This is a genomic window from Stieleria sp. JC731 (assembly GCF_020966635.1).
Lineage (GTDB): Bacteria > Planctomycetota > Planctomycetia > Pirellulales > Pirellulaceae > Stieleria.
Genome location: NZ_JAJKFQ010000029.1, coordinates 389,884 through 404,322, shown reverse-complemented (window position 1 = coordinate 404,322; position 14,439 = coordinate 389,884). Strand labels below are relative to the sequence as shown.

At 53.7% G+C, this 14,439-nt stretch carries 9 protein-coding genes; 2 read left to right on the top strand and 7 right to left on the bottom strand.

Annotation, left to right across the window (positions count from 1 at the left end; genetic code table 11):
- Window positions 1-130: 130 nt before the first annotated feature.
- The 3 genes from LOC67_RS26230 to lhgO all read right to left on the bottom strand — a co-directional run bounded on the left by LOC67_RS26230 (window position 131) and on the right by lhgO (window position 3,172).
- Window positions 131-898: an ABC transporter permease gene (locus LOC67_RS26230; RefSeq protein WP_230265819.1), complete on the bottom strand. Its 768-nt coding sequence runs from the start codon at window positions 896-898 to the stop codon at window positions 131-133.
- A gap of 123 nt (window positions 899-1,021) precedes the next feature.
- Window positions 1,022-1,801 carry an ABC transporter ATP-binding protein gene (locus LOC67_RS26225; protein ID WP_230265818.1) on the bottom strand — a complete coding sequence of 260 codons (780 nt, stop codon included), beginning with the start codon at window positions 1,799-1,801 and terminating at the stop codon, window positions 1,022-1,024.
- Window positions 1,802-1,963: 162 nt separating this feature from the next.
- Complete coding sequence (gene lhgO, locus LOC67_RS26220) at window positions 1,964-3,172, bottom strand: L-2-hydroxyglutarate oxidase (RefSeq protein ID WP_230265817.1); 1,209 nt, start codon at window positions 3,170-3,172, stop codon at window positions 1,964-1,966.
- A gap of 87 nt (window positions 3,173-3,259) precedes the next feature.
- Here lhgO and LOC67_RS26215 point away from each other — a divergent pair, with 87 nt between their 5' ends.
- Window positions 3,260-4,774: a DUF58 domain-containing protein gene (locus tag LOC67_RS26215; protein WP_230265816.1), complete on the top strand. Its 1,515-nt coding sequence runs from the start codon at window positions 3,260-3,262 to the stop codon at window positions 4,772-4,774.
- Window positions 4,771-7,284 (top strand): DUF3488 and DUF4129 domain-containing transglutaminase family protein, encoded by a 2,514-nt coding sequence (locus LOC67_RS26210; protein ID WP_230265815.1) that lies wholly within the window; start codon window positions 4,771-4,773, stop codon window positions 7,282-7,284. The genes LOC67_RS26215 and LOC67_RS26210 overlap by 4 nt, the downstream gene beginning before the upstream one ends.
- 103 nt (window positions 7,285-7,387) lie before the next feature.
- On the opposite strand, the gene LOC67_RS26205 is transcribed toward LOC67_RS26210, so the two are convergent.
- The 4 genes from LOC67_RS26205 to LOC67_RS26190 form a co-directional block, all read right to left on the bottom strand.
- Window positions 7,388-7,705 (bottom strand): HU family DNA-binding protein, encoded by a 318-nt coding sequence (locus tag LOC67_RS26205; RefSeq protein ID WP_230265814.1) that lies wholly within the window; start codon window positions 7,703-7,705, stop codon window positions 7,388-7,390.
- Between the two features lie 375 nt (window positions 7,706-8,080).
- Window positions 8,081-12,991, bottom strand: a complete 4,911-nt coding sequence (locus tag LOC67_RS26200; RefSeq protein ID WP_230265813.1) for an Ig-like domain-containing protein — start codon at window positions 12,989-12,991, stop codon at window positions 8,081-8,083.
- Between the two features lie 619 nt (window positions 12,992-13,610).
- Window positions 13,611-13,856 carry a membrane protein insertion efficiency factor YidD gene (gene yidD, locus LOC67_RS26195; RefSeq protein WP_230265812.1) on the bottom strand — a complete coding sequence of 82 codons (246 nt, stop codon included), beginning with the start codon at window positions 13,854-13,856 and terminating at the stop codon, window positions 13,611-13,613.
- Between the two features lie 221 nt (window positions 13,857-14,077).
- Window positions 14,078-14,410: a HesB/IscA family protein gene (locus LOC67_RS26190; RefSeq protein WP_230265811.1), complete on the bottom strand. Its 333-nt coding sequence runs from the start codon at window positions 14,408-14,410 to the stop codon at window positions 14,078-14,080.
- Window positions 14,411-14,439 lie beyond the last annotated feature (29 nt).

Below are 14,439 nucleotides of genomic sequence, written 5' to 3'. Positions count from 1 at the left end.
AGTCGTCAATTCCGGACTTTTGGTCACTTTTAGAACGAACGCCTTGTTTTCGCCCGTGTCAATGGCGGCTTTCATGACTAACAACGCTTCGTGAGGATCGACAAAAAGTCGTCGCCGCGGATCCGTTGTGCTATTTACGATACCGTGTCCAACGGGCAAGCAACGTGACAGAAGCCAGTTGCACCAGACCGAACAGGATTAGTCCTAACAGCGTGCTGGCGAATACCGCGGCGATCAGTGCATCGGTTCTGACAAAGCCCTGCCAGTGGGTCATCAGCGTCCCCAGGCCGTCATATTGATTGCCCGCACCGTTGCCGACGAAGAATTCAGCGACGATCGCGCCGATGACAGCCAAGCCGCTGCTGGTCTTTGCACCGATTACGAGATAAGGAATTGCCGCAGGTATCTGAAGCTTGACTAGTGTCTGAGGTCGACTGGCACCGTACAGGCGAAACAGATCCGCCCAAGCTCGGTCGATTGCGGTCAGTCCCGCTGTCACGCTGTTGACCACGGGAAATAGGCAGACAATCACGGTCACGATCACAACGGTGCGAAATTCATAGCCGCTCCAAGTGATCAGCAGTGGTGCGATCGCCACGATCGGGACCGTTTGTAGAAAGACCACATACGGGAAAAAGGCCAAGCGAATCCGCCGAGATTGGGAAAACGCGACGCTGATTAGGCAACCGAGCGAGATTGCCGACACCAACCCGGCAAAGCTTGCCAAGCCCGTCGAGAAAATGGCTTCCAGCAGTTCCTTTCGGTTGTCGATCGCCGCCTGCCAAACTTCACTCGGAAGAGGCAACAATGCTCGAGGGAGTCCAAACGTACGAACGACGATGGACCATAAGATCAGCATCGAGATGGCAACCGCGATCACCGGCAACCAAGTTTGCATCAGTTTCATCGCTATCACTGAATAGCGAATTGACTCAGATCGATCGATCGAATTTGTTGACTTTGGTTCAATCACTCGGAAACCCAACTGCGTCAATGGTTTGACGATTCTGGTGAATGGTTTTCATTCGCTTTGCTTCGCTTCAGAGATTCGCCCACGAAGATGGTCGCTGACCACTCCATGGAATTCAGCAAACTTTTGGGTTCGGATCTGTTCCGGGCTACGAGGCCAATCGATGGGGTTGTTCAAGACCGATTCCAAGTGTCCGGATCTCATTACCGCAATACGTTTAGACAGCAAGATCGATTCACTGATGTTATGCGTGACCATCACGGCTGTGAATTGATGGGTTTGCCAAAGGTTTAGAAGCAGTTGCCCGAGGTCGTTTCTGAGCATGTCGTCGAGCGCTGCGAAAGGTTCGTCTAGTAGCAAGACTTCAGGTTCGGTGACCAATGCTCGCGCGATCGAAGCACGCATCTTCATCCCGCCTGATAGCTCATCGGGTAACTTCCCAGCGGCTGAATCCAACTGGACCGCCGTGAGCGCGGCCATTGCCTTATCGCTGCGTGACTGCGATGTTCCGTCACCGATCAGTTCAAGCGGCAGCAACACGTTTTGCAACGTCGTTGCCCAAGGCAACAAAGCGGGACTTTGGAATACAAATCCGATCTGCCCACGATTCGCAATCGCCGGTGGGTCAATCGTAACAGCACCTTGGGTGATGTTTTCCAAACCGGCAATTGAACGTAGCAATGTTGTTTTTCCACATCCGCTTGGCCCGATCAGCGAAACCAATTCACCACGTTCGATATTCAAGTTGACATTTGAAACTGCAATGTGATCGCCAAAGGCTACCGTGACATGATCACAGCGAATCGATGATGCGGGTGGGGCGGTGTTCATTGGGATGAATCTCGACGCGCTGTTTCAATACCAACAATGCTGCTCTGGTGGCCAATGGCAATCTTCATCTGGTGCCGATCTGATCGAAATAAACGATGGACTTGGTGGCGGATAATATGACTCTGTTGGTGACGCTAGCGGTGGTATCAGCGTTTGCAACACTCAATTCTGCTCGATCGCATCGACGATCGTTTCTGCAATGGCCAGTGAAGCGGTTGCGGCGGGGGAGGGGGCGTTCAAAACGTGAGTCGCTGATGGAGATCGTTTGATCAAAAAGTCGTCTAGCAAGTCACCCGTTTCTGAAACCGCCTGTGCCCGTACCCCCGCCCTCCCTGGGACCAAGTCGCTTGGTTTGAGCGAAGGCATCAGCTTTTGCAGTGCCGAAACGAAAGCCGATTTGCGCAGTGATCGATTCATTTCACCGATGCCTGTTTTCCAGTGTTTGAACATCAGTTTGCGAAATCCACCATAAGCGACCGTGTCCACAAAGTCTCTTGCGTTGATATTCTTCCAGTCGTACCCAGCGCGTGCAAATGCCAGTACGGCGTTCGGGCCACATTCAACGGTTCCGTCGATCATCCTGGTGAAATGTACTCCCAAAAATGGGAACGACGGGTCGGGAACTGGGTAGATAAGATTGCGGACAAGATGCTCACGTCCCTTGGCAAGCTGATAGTATTCGCCACGGAACGGAACGATTTTCGCGGGGCTTTCGATACCCGCCATGGCTGCGATGCGATCACATTGCAGCCCGCCACAATTGACAAGGTGGTTCGTGCAGACTCGCTGGCCTGATTGTATTTCGATATTCAATGATCGAGCGCTTTGCGAAACCGCGACGACCTTCGAATCGAAGCGGATTTCGCCACCGAGTAGCTTCACCCGTTCGGCTAGCTTTTTGCAGACTTCTGCGTAGCTAACGATTCCAGTTTCGGGGACGTGCAGGGCGGTGATCCCATTGGCGTTCGGTTCGAGTTCGCGCAGCTCATCGCTGTTGATTCGACAAAAGTTAACTTCGTTGGCTTCGGCACGTTCGGCGATGCGTTGCAGCGATTCGATTTCGCTCGCACACGTTGCGACAATGACTTTTCCGCAACGTTCCCAAGGGATCCCAAAACGGTCACAGAACGATTCCATCATCGCCTTTCCCCGGCGACAGGTGATTGCACGCTGCGAACCGGGCTTGTAGTAGATCCCACTATGAAGGACACCCGAATTGTGTCCACTTTGATGGCGTGCGACACCCGATTCGGCTTCTAATACCAAGACCGAGCAGCCTTCGACGCGTGTTAATAATTCATGAGCGGTTGCCAATCCAACGATCCCCGCACCGACAACGACGAAATCGGCAGTCGTGTTTGAATTCGTCATGCAACAGGCACCTAAAGTGATCGAACGACTGCGGATGACTTGAACTATCCGCTAGAATGTTGACTGGGGCGACGCCCACAATCTTGGATGAACTACACGGCTAAAGAAACCCTGGATCAGGGCGAAAGCCTCGATATCGGCGAAACCCCAGATGCTTGTGAACCCTCGATGCCAGTGACAACGAAACCCAAAGTCCCCTCTCACGGGAAACGGACCGATCGCGCGAGGGTTAATCGACGCCAGGCCGCAATCGGCAACGGACGCGGCCGACGAAGTGGGACCGTTACTGTAGTGCGCCGTGTTCGGTTTCGTGACCGTTTGTCCCGATTGGGACTGCATTTTTTGTTTGTCGCACTGTTCGCCATCATCGGCGGCTCGTTACGCGGATTCAATCTATTGCTGTTGCTGGCGGGACTGTTGATCAGTGTTGTCATTGTCCAGTGGCGTTCGGCACATGCCGCGATCCGCCGAGTCGTTGTGTCGCGAAAGTCTTTTCCGGGGGGGCATGTGGGTAGTGAGCTGGCAGTTCGCTACCAAGTGCAAAACCAATCCAGCTACTTTCCCGCTTCGTTTATCCAGATCGAAGATCGGTTGGTTCCCTACGGAGTCAGCGAAGATGATGAATCTTGGACCGTTTACTGCGCGGTCGGGACCGTCGCGGCAAAGTCAACCGTCGAGACTGTTGCAAGATGTCGATTTGCGAACCGAGGTGTATTCACGCTTGGCCCGGTCGTCGCATCAACAACATTTCCGTTCGCTTTGACGTCGAGTGAGCGGATGTTGGCCGATAGTCAACAAGTGGTCTATCTCTACCCGCGATTGCTTGTTCTTCGAGACGGGTGGCACCGTCTATTGCCACCGCGATCCGGTGGAGACGGCGATCGATCGACCTCCGGTACGAACTACTTTGGAAGTTTTTATGGTTTGCGTCCCTGGCAGTCGGGCGACCATGTTCGTCACATTCATTGGAGGACAACGGCTCGGATTGGCGAGCCTGCAGTTCGACAGTTTGAACAAAACCACCGACATCAGATTTGCTTGATCGTTGATGGCGTGATCGATGGAGGAGGCAGCGTCGAAGGATTCGAACAGGTGCTTTCTTTAGCGGCAACCATGATTGACGAACTTTCGAAGGCGGCAATCCCGTTGACTTTGTTAGTTGCCGACCTGTTGTCTTGGGAAGCAAATTCAGCCGACCCTATTCAGGCGGGTGGCTTGGAACGGAATCACGGAACAGACTGCCGACAGATGTTAGAACGCTTGGCGGTTTCCGATGCCGTCGTCGCTATTGATGAACGCGATCCTCTGATCAAGGTGATCACCGAATCGGCAAAGATTGTAGGACGCTACGATCTAGTCGTGATCAGCCAACGGCGGTTCCGAGACGTGATGCACCCGGCATCAGAACTGCGAACAAGACAACGTAGCATGCCCGATTGGGTATCTCTAATGCGGCGTGGACGTCTCACTTGGCTAGACATTCGCAGTGATGAAGTTCGTCAATATGTTCATTTCGCCGACCAATCGGGCAATTCGATGGCGAGGACCACGCCTGGTCGACAGGCTTCGTTGGTGAACGGAAGCGAGGAGACGGTTCAGTGAATAGCGAAGTCATCCCAGCGCAGCGACGAGATCCCAAAGACCCCTTTGCGTTGATTCCGTCCGCGAGGACTCGCATGTACTTTCACTTCGCAGTGCTATCGGCTGCCGGTGGCGTCGTCCTGGGGCTGGGGCAAGACGCAAGTGAAATCGCGGTTCTTTCTGTCTTCTTCGCATTATTCGGATTTCTGTTTGTCGACTACCTGCGGTTGATCGCACTCCCGCAACTGATCGGGTACATCGCGATGGGAGCCGCGGCGGCCTACTGCATTCAAGACTTTTGGCTGTTAGAACAGCGTGGCCAAACTCAGATGGTGTCCGTCGCACTGCTGTTAGTGTTGGTGCAAGGCATCTTGATGATGCAGCGTAAATCTCGTCGGATTTTGGAGCAGCTTGCTGTTTTTTGTCTTCTGGAACTTGTCGTCGCGGCGATCTTCAACGATGCGATCAGTTTTGGGTTGATGGTGTTTCCGATCACGATGATCGGTGCCAGTGCCCTCTGCTTGCTTGGCGTCATTGGGATCGCAGAAAACGTCGAATCAAATCTGCTGCCGGCAATACCGCCGACACCTCGGACACGGCTGGGGCGATGGGTGCAGCGTTTTGGTTCTGTCTTCCGCCGACAACCACAAGTCGATTATCCGGTCGCGATAACGTCCGCCGAAACGGCGTCGTTTATCGATTCGTCTGCTGGGAAATGGGCACGGCTGCCGTTGTTCGTTGCGGGACCGGCAGTCATTCTGATCGCTTCAACGTTCTTCTATCTACTGCCCAGAAGGATCGATCCAAGTAAGGACGCCTTTTCATCTCCCGCGATGGTCGGATTTGACGACGAAATTCGACTGGAGCAACTTGGGAAGGTCATGCAAAATTCCAAGCGTGCTCTCAAGGTTCGATTGATGGATTCCAAGACGGACCTGCCGTACGTTTTAAAAAACGGCATGTATCTTAGAGGGAAAGTTCTCGAAAGGTATTCAGTCGATTATTCGACGGGACGACCGATTGCGAAGTGGGTTTCGTCTCCTCTCGCTACTCCGACGCAACCTCGATTGCCGGCTGGCTATGAACCACAAGATCCGGTTCGGCGAAAGCTGTTTGATAGGGTGTCGGTTGAAATCACTTGTGAATCGATGTCTCGCCCAGCTCTGTTCGCGATCGCTCCCTATTTTGCCAGTCGCGAAACTGATGCCGACGTGATGCACGTTGTTGATCGATGGACGTTGACCCGTCAGTCAGACAGTCCGCCGTTTCCCGCGATGACTTACCAATTCAATACGCACACATTCCAAGACGGTGTGCAATCCGAGTTGATTCCTAGAGCTCGCGGGTGGAACATTCCAGACGCAAAATTTGCGTTGCGAACGCCATTCTCCAATCCGCGGTCGGCTTCGTTCACAGATTCCCTTCGACGTTATCATCGCCAACTGACCGCTTTCGATCGCCGACAAATGCCGACGGTAGGAATCTTGGCCGATGAAGTCATGTCGACGATTCCTGATTCCGAGCGAACGGTGTCACGGATCGCAAAAGAGTTCTCGTACTTCTTGGCGACCGACTCTCGATTTCAATACACACTCGATCTGTCAGCCGAACCCATCCCGACGATGGATCCGATCGAGCAATTCTTAGCGGTCGATCGGAAAGGGCACTGTCAGTATTTTTCGTCTGCGTTGGCAATGATGTTGCGTAGCGTCGGAATTCCATGCCGTGTAGTCGTGGGGTATCGAACGGACGAGTTCAATAAAATCGGTGGGTACTACATTGCTAGGCAGCAGCATGCCCATGCATGGGTCGAGGCCTTGGTCGCGGCAGACCAGTTTCCAAAGTCGATGTTGCCCGCAGGATCCAAGCTGGCCGAATCGTATTGGCTTCGATTAGACGCGACACCGGCGGCGAGTCTTTTTCAACAGCATCAAGATCGTTCGGGTGCCCAGGGGTTGATGAACCTGGCCAACAATTTTTGGGAAGACTATGTAGTGGATATGAATCGGAATCGCCAAAACGATTCCATCCAAGAAGCTGCTCAGTTTGAGCAAATGAGATCGACCTACGATACGTTCTGGCGTCAGATGAAGCAGAACATGAATCGCTTCAATTTTGATCGACCAAATGAATCATACAGTGTCAGCGGATCGTTGATGATGTACGTGCTTGCTGGTGCTTGTTTCGTCATGTCACTGTTTATGCTTGCCAAACTGCGTCCAAAAGGGTTCGTCATTGGTTGGTTTGACGATGTCTCACGTTGGTTTACCGGTCGCAGGAAGAAACCTGGCTACGCGATCAGTATTCGCTTCTACGCAGACGCGATCGCTTTGTTGCGGCGTGCCGGTGTCGAGCGGCAAGAATACGAGACACCGGACGAACTGCTAAAGCGAATGGAAGGCCGCTTCCCATCGCTGGGCGTCATTACAAAGTCGTTCAATGACTATCGCTATGGTGGGCGATCCGAGCATGACGAGGCCGAGATACAGAATGCGCTCAACGAGCTTCGCCAACGGGCACAACACGGCTAGTGCCAACGCGAATGCTACTTTTCGATTCGACGTTAGCGCATAAAAAAACGGCACGCCAGAGACTGGCATGCCGCAATGATTTTCATCAAGCCTGAAAGCTTGCTTAGATCATTTCTTTCAAGCCTTTCAAAGGTCGGATGACGACCTTCTTACTGGCTGGTTTTGGCTTCAACCAAATTTCCGAACCGTCGGCTGGATTACGTCCCTTTCGTTTCGGCTTTGCAGGAACGTCCTTACGTTGGATCTTGCAAAGTCCGGGAATGGTGAACTGGCCCGAGCCGCTGCGGCCCATCTCGCGTGCGATTTCGTCAGTCAATGCATCGAAGACCGCAGCCACATCTTTCTTTGACAATTCGGTCGACTCAGCGATGTTTGCGATGATCTGAGTCTTGGTGGGTGCTTTCGGCGGAGCTTTAGCCATTTGCGAGAACCTTTTCTGATTGCTTATGCAGGAAGGGTTAGAGCGGGAATGATGATCCCGTGCGTTTCTGACGGGGCCAAGTGTTATTCGTCGCCGAGTTTTGACGCAACCCGGCATCGGCGAAAAAACCCGCGAATTACGGGGTTTCAGCGACTGTGGCCTAGGCGAACTGTACCCTCAGCCCTTCGTCAGCTGGTTGATTCAAGCCCAAAAACGGGCCAAAAACCCCGGAATTGGTCAGTTTTTCGCCTTCAGAGCACCAAAAACCGCCTGTTTAGCGGGTTTTTTGCTGTTTTTGAGTCTTCGTCCGCGGACTGAATCAAGCCCGCGCACGTGAAAGAAATTCTTGCGATTATTTCGCAGAGAACGCGTTTCTTAACGTCGTCGTCGCATCATTCGGCTCGCAATACTCGCCAATCGACTTGCCGTTGATGAACTCGATGTCGGTTCATCGCTTGCCGATTGCAGTGTTTCAGCAGCTTGATTCGAGGTCGTTGATTGTTCCGGTGCCGACTCCGAAGACTCGTTTGCCGGTTGTCCAGAAATCTGATCACCAATCAGTTGATTGTCGGATTCAAGATTTTCGTTCTCAGCCGAATTGTCGGTTAACAGGTTGGCTGCCAGCAAAGGAGCAGCCACTTGGCTGACCGACGTTGCCGATGCGATTCCTTCAGCTTCAGGCTGACCTGCTGCGGTCAGTCCGCCATCTTGATTTTCCAACTCAGTGGATTGAGACTCCTTTGCCGGAGCCGAGGAGACGACTTCATCGCTGACCGCGTCTGCGGCTGAAAGGATGGCGACTGCTTCGCCTTCAGCGCTGGAGTTCGCTGCGATCGAGGCCGCACTTGCCGAAGAGGCGGCGGAGTAATTGAGAACGGCATCATCGACGTTGACGCGGTATAGTCGCAAGTTGCCAACCTGTCCTCGAGGCTGTACCAAATCACGGCGTGAGGTGAGCACGGTTGCGGTGACGTCGTTGTCCGAAGTGTCTTTACCGGTGATCGTCAACTGTGTCGCGGCAGAGTTCAATGAAGCCTCCGCTTCGCTAAGTGATTGCGAAGCTCCCGGCGAAAGCTCTGTCGTCACGGCCGCTTGACCGGGTTCGACGGCGATAAACGCGGATTGTTCGGGAGCGGATCGAAGCCAGTCACGGACCGACAAGTAACGTGCTTTCAGTCGACCCATCTGAGCATCGACAACCGCATCGCCATCATCGGGTTGGCTGGAGATCTCGATTCGCTGAGCCTGGTCGCCACCTTGGTAGAACGGTACTGCGGGGATTTCGATCGCATAGCTACCCGGTAAAACTCCGTCGAACAACAGGAAGTTGTCGTTGTCGAAGATCGCTGGCTCGTCAACTGAGTTGCCTAAGGCATCGGTTCCTACCAAGCGAACATTACCGAACAGCGATCGTGCTTGTCCGCCGTTGAAGCGTACGCGAATCGAACGTTCAACAAAGTTTTCGACCTGAACAGTCAAAGTGCCGCTACGCGTTGTCGTCCCATCGTTGACTGAATAGGTAAAGACGTCTGTTCCGGAGAACGTTGCACTGGGAGCTTGATAGGTAATCTCACCAGCCGAATTGATCGCGACGGTACCGCCATTGGTTGGCGTCCCCAGGTTCGTGAAAGTTAGCGTTTCGGAGTCGCCGTCTGGGTTGTCCGGGAGATCGCTAAGACGCAACACGACTTCCGCACTGCTGGTTTGATTCACTTGCACCGTGTCGTTCAAGACAGGTGGTGGATCATTGACCGCCGCAACCGTGAAGGTAACGGTCGCGTTGGCCAAGCCGCCTCCGGTATCACGAATCGTGTAAGTCACCGTTTCGGTGCCGAAGAAGTTATCCGCAGGTTCGTAGAAGAACGTAGTGCCGTCGGTACTGATGCGAGCGGTTCCGCCTTCGCTGGGTGTGCCTACGGCATCGATCACAAAGGTCTGGCTGTCAGTATCTTGCTGATCGTTGGCGAGAATATCGTAGGTCGCTTCGGCAGCATCTTCATTGATGCTGAAGCTGTCATCGACAGCCGTTGGCGGGTTGTCCGATGAAGCCACCAAAACAGTAACAGTCACATCGGTGGTTGTGGTGCCGTCGCTAACGGTGTAGGTGAACGTGTCCGTGCCGGTGAAGTTCGTTGGCGGGGTGTAGTTCACCGAACCGCCACCAGATGCGACCGAAACGCTTGCGCCACTGGTGCCCGAGTTGACAGCGGTAATTGTCAGCGTTTCATTTTCGTCCGGATCGATGGAGTCGTTGGCAAGAACGTCCAACGAGTTGTTTGTCGAATTGGAATCGACGTTGAACGAATCCGCGACACCAGTCGGTGGGTCGTTGACCGCAGTAACGGTGACGGTGACCGTCGCTGTGTCTTGAGCGCCCGAGCCAATACCGGCCCGGTAGGTAAATTCGGTTGTCCCGTTGAAGTCCGCATCGGGAGTGAACTGGATCACACCGTTACTGTTTGTAACGGTGCCGCCTTCGCTAGGCTGAGTGACCGAGATCACCGATAGTGAATCGCCGCTTCCGGCGGTGTCATTGGACAACACGTTGATGGTCGTTGCTCCGGAATCCTCGGCAACGGTCAGTGTGTCATCATTGAGCGTAAATGTCAGGCCAACGGTTAGGCCAAGCGTTCCGTAAAAGACGTCAGCGGTTGGGATATTGTTATCGATGCCGTAGAGCAAGACTTTTTCGGTGCCATCAGCTTCTTCGCTGCGGATGTTGACCGACCCGCTGCCGACGGCTTCCATTTGGACACGAGCAATCAACGACTCTGCTTCGTTCGACGCGATGGTGGCCGATGAGGACGCACCCAATTCGTCAATCAATCCGGTGAGGAACGTTCCCGTTTTTCCGAGTTGGAAGTTTCCAACATATTCGACCGACGTTCCGCTTTTGGGACGCACGATCGAAGAGTCAAAAAGGATGTCTGCGTAGGCGCCAAATACACCTGAACGATCGAAGCTATTTCGCGCGTCAACGCCGACCAATTCGAGAATGAATTCCTCACCGACTTCCAACGATGTGATGATGTTGCCGTCGGTGTCGCGTGCAACAAGTTTGACTTCGGCTAGCGGTTCGTCTGCGACCGTGACGTTGAAGCTTTCCGTCGTCGTGTTGCCAGCTAAGTCCGTCGTTCTGATCGTGAACGCATTGCTTCCGATATCACCACTGGTTGGCGTCCAGGTGATCACGCCTGATCCACTGTCGATCGAAGCCGTCGTAGGCGACTGAGTTAATTCATAGACGATCGAACCTTCTTCGGCGCTAATCAAGTCGGTCAGGTATTCTCGCCCGACATTTCCGCGTGTATTCGCTGTTCCGGTGACCGATGCGGGACCAGTGACGTCGTAGGTGATCTGAATCGTCGACGATAAGCTGCTGGTGTCACTGCCAACGGTTTGGCGAGCCGCAACGGTATAGACGCCATTTCCCAAGGCGGCAAAATTGTTCGTCGTGATCGTCACACTTGACCCGCTGGCGGTCGCCGAGCCGAGAACCGAGTTCGTTTGCGTGTTGATCAATTCAACGACGGCACCGCTCGTCACACCATCGACGGTAAAGGACAGCGTGCCGGCATTGGTGATGTTGTCCGAGTCACTGCTTCCGGTATCGCTGGCAGCTTGAAGGTCAACGGATGTTGGCGCCGAAGGGCCGGTGCTGGCGACAAAGTTGAAACTGTAGATCTGGTTGTCATTGTCGCCCGAACTGTTGCCGGTGACTCCTGCTCCAGGCTGGACGCGAGCATTCACTTCGACCACACCGGTAAAGCCTTGCGCGGGAGTCACGGTGAGCAAGCCATTCTGAGTCACGGTTGCTGTCGCACCGGTACCGGTCGACACCACTTGGGCTGAATAAGCGACGGCGTCACCTTCGACGTCGATGCTTGCCAATTGCAACGTCGCTGCTTGACCGGAGGGGTATTCTGTTTCTGTCGTTACGGAGTTGCTTAAGAACGGCTGGCTATTGGCCGTGTCCGTGTTGACGTCAACTTGGAATGTCTCGCTATGTGAGTTTCCGTCGCCGTCGGTAACGGTCACCGTTACGTTGGTCGATCCGACACTGTTGCCAACCGGCTTCAGCATGATCAACGAGTTTTCTGTGTCGGTGAACACATCGATCGTGTTGATCGCGATGTCTGTCGTTGGGCGATCAGAAGCGTTGACCGCATGGTTGCTGATCGCTTCACGAACTTCCTCACCTTCGATCAATTGACCGAACACACTGTGGTTGAAGTCCAGAAAGCGGGTTGGAACTTCGGTCACAAAAAACTGTGAATCGTTCGTGTCATCCGATGATTTAGCGAACGACAAAACGCCCGAACGGTTGTGCTGCAGCTCGGGATGGAAATCGTCGTCAAAGTCACCGAGCGTCGATCCGCCGGAACCGGTCGCGGTCGGGTCACCACCTTGGATCACAAAGTTATTGACCACACGGTGAAAGATGATGTCGTCATAGAAATCCGCTTCGGCCAATTCGATGATTCGGCCGGTGGCTTCGGGGGCCCGTTGTTCGAAAAGCTGGAAAACCATGTCGCCATAGGTTTCCATATCGATGCGGATCGAACGGTTGCCGCTAAGCACGGTCGCGTCCAGCAAGTTCGAATCTGCGACTGACACGGTCACCGTCAGCGGACCACCGTTGGGGTCGTACGCATCGACAGGAATGTGAAATGGCGATCCGATCAAAACGGTTTGGTCACCGATTTCTTCAAAGGTTGGGTCTTCGCTAGTCGGAATGGCAACTCCGCTGCGATCGCTGATCTGCTGCAGCGTTAGCACACCGGTTTCACGACTGGTATCAGGAAAGACCCAAGTCGGATACGCCGTGATGTTATTGTCGATACCGACTTGGTTGATCGTCCGATCGGAATTGGTCACTTCGACAAACGGCAGGTACTTGTAACCGTCTTCAAACAAAGCTTTCTGTTCAGAGCAGGCTGGGCACCAACCGGCTCCGAAAAACGTTACCCCGGCTGCGTCGAGCGCTTTTGCGAACTGGACCAAGTCAGGAGCCGCTTCGCCCTCTGCTTCGGTCGTTGTCGTCAGTGCCGAGCTGACGATCACCGAAGATTCGCCCGCAGAAGATCGGGTGTCGATCGGGCCAAAGATCGCATCAGCGACATCGGGAACATCACCGGCGAGCAACTGGCGGTTTTCGAGTCCTTCGAGTACCGGTCGTTGGTTTGGCCGTGGTCGTCGGTCAGCTTTCGTGGGGCTGATCAGTTCGCCAAGCAGACGAGAAAGTTGGTTGCGTCGGAAAGTTTGGTTGCGACCGTTAGACATCATTTAAAACCAGATTCGGTGAGTTTCGTCAGCGAAAAGCTGTGGATCGACTTTGCGTCTGTACTAGTGAGATGCCGTCCTCGTTTACGCCAAAACCGATGCGGTTCATACTTAAACGAATAACGGTACGAGCTATTCACACGTACGAGTCGGTGCTCGGGGAAATTCAGGAAAATCGCCAAACGCGTTTTTTCAACTGCAACCTGGCGTCTCTTGGGGCATTCGGCAGGCAGCAAGGGTCGGGCTGAGGAAATCCCGCACAACCGTTATCTTTTGACAAGCATTGATTGGACGCTTCGGACGGCTGATTTGTTCCGATTCGAGGGGAAACGGTCCGAATCAAACGTCGCCAACCGATCAATCTTAGTCGGCATATCTTGGAAGGCTTGCGTCAGATTCCAATCGACTTTCGCCGATCACAAATAGCTAAAGTCACAAATGGATTTCGGCAGCAATCTGAATATGGGGGCGACCGGGATAATAAGACGCGGTGGCAATCACTGGAGACCGCACACGATCATCCGCTTCCGATTGAAAGCCGCTGGCGGCTGGCCGCCGCTTAAGAAACCCAATCGCATCTTTGGCCCGGGGGCGCGGAACTCAAGCCGATCCTGAAGGTCGACTATTTGGGCGGCGTTTGGTCACGCCGCTCGCAACCCGGTGCAGGGTCATGTCCGCCAGGGTGAAAGGGGTGGCACTTTAATATTCGGATCACCGCAAACCATGTCCCCTTGATCGGACCACAATTCCGAATTGCCTCCAACGCATATTGGCTGCAACTTGGCGTAAAACGACAACGCGGGGGGGATAGAGGGCTGATGTAGCGTTGGTAGAAGCGAATCAGACCGATTAGTGCTTTGCGAAACACCTGAAAACGCCAAGTGGGCGAGGCTTCAAAAAGAAAAGGCTCTTCCGAACTTTGGAAGAGCCTCGTTGTATTTGATCGCTGCTGAAGTCGGTCTAACGGCGGTGTTGATGCCTGCCACCAGATAATTCGAGTTCAGATTGCGTTCGGCGGGTGAGCCACATTTGGTGGTTTGGTCAATTTTTGCGAATCGACCAAACGACGGTGCCCACCAGGTGGAAAGCCTATGCTTGGAAGGAGCTTCCGCAGCCGCAAGTTTTCACAGCGTTCGGGTTGTCGAACGTAAAGCCTTGCTTTTCCAAGCTTTCGTACCAATCGACGGTGGTGCCATCGAGGTACAGTGCGCTTTTTTTGTCGACAACAACGGCAACGCCGTGGCTTTCGTATTTGGAATCAGCGGTGCCGTCAAACTTGTCGTCAAAGTTCAATCGGTATTCGAATCCGCTGCATCCACCACCTGCGACTTCGATGCGCAGGACCATGTCGTCACCAAAATCGTGTTCCTTACGGAATCGCTCAACTTCCTGAGCGGCGCGTTCGCTCAATTTGACTGCCATCGGGGCGTCACCTTGGTTATGTGGACGAA

Bases quoted from the DNA above. Each gene is read 5' to 3' on its own strand.
- LOC67_RS26230 (WP_230265819.1), bottom strand. From the start codon at position 898: ATGCAAACTTGGTTGCCGGTGATCGCGGTTGCCATCTCGATGCTGATC.
- LOC67_RS26225 (WP_230265818.1), bottom strand. From the start codon at position 1,801: ATGAACACCGCCCCACCCGCATCATCGATTCGCTGTGATCATGTCACG.
- lhgO (WP_230265817.1), bottom strand. From the start codon at position 3,172: ATGACGAATTCAAACACGACTGCCGATTTCGTCGTTGTCGGTGCGGGG.
- LOC67_RS26215 (WP_230265816.1), top strand. From the start codon at position 3,260: ATGAACTACACGGCTAAAGAAACCCTGGATCAGGGCGAAAGCCTCGAT.
- LOC67_RS26205 (WP_230265814.1), bottom strand. From the start codon at position 7,705: ATGGCTAAAGCTCCGCCGAAAGCACCCACCAAGACTCAGATCATCGCA.
- LOC67_RS26200 (WP_230265813.1), bottom strand. From the start codon at position 12,991: ATGATGTCTAACGGTCGCAACCAAACTTTCCGACGCAACCAACTTTCT.
- LOC67_RS26190 (WP_230265811.1), bottom strand. From the start codon at position 14,410: ATGGCAGTCAAATTGAGCGAACGCGCCGCTCAGGAAGTTGAGCGATTC.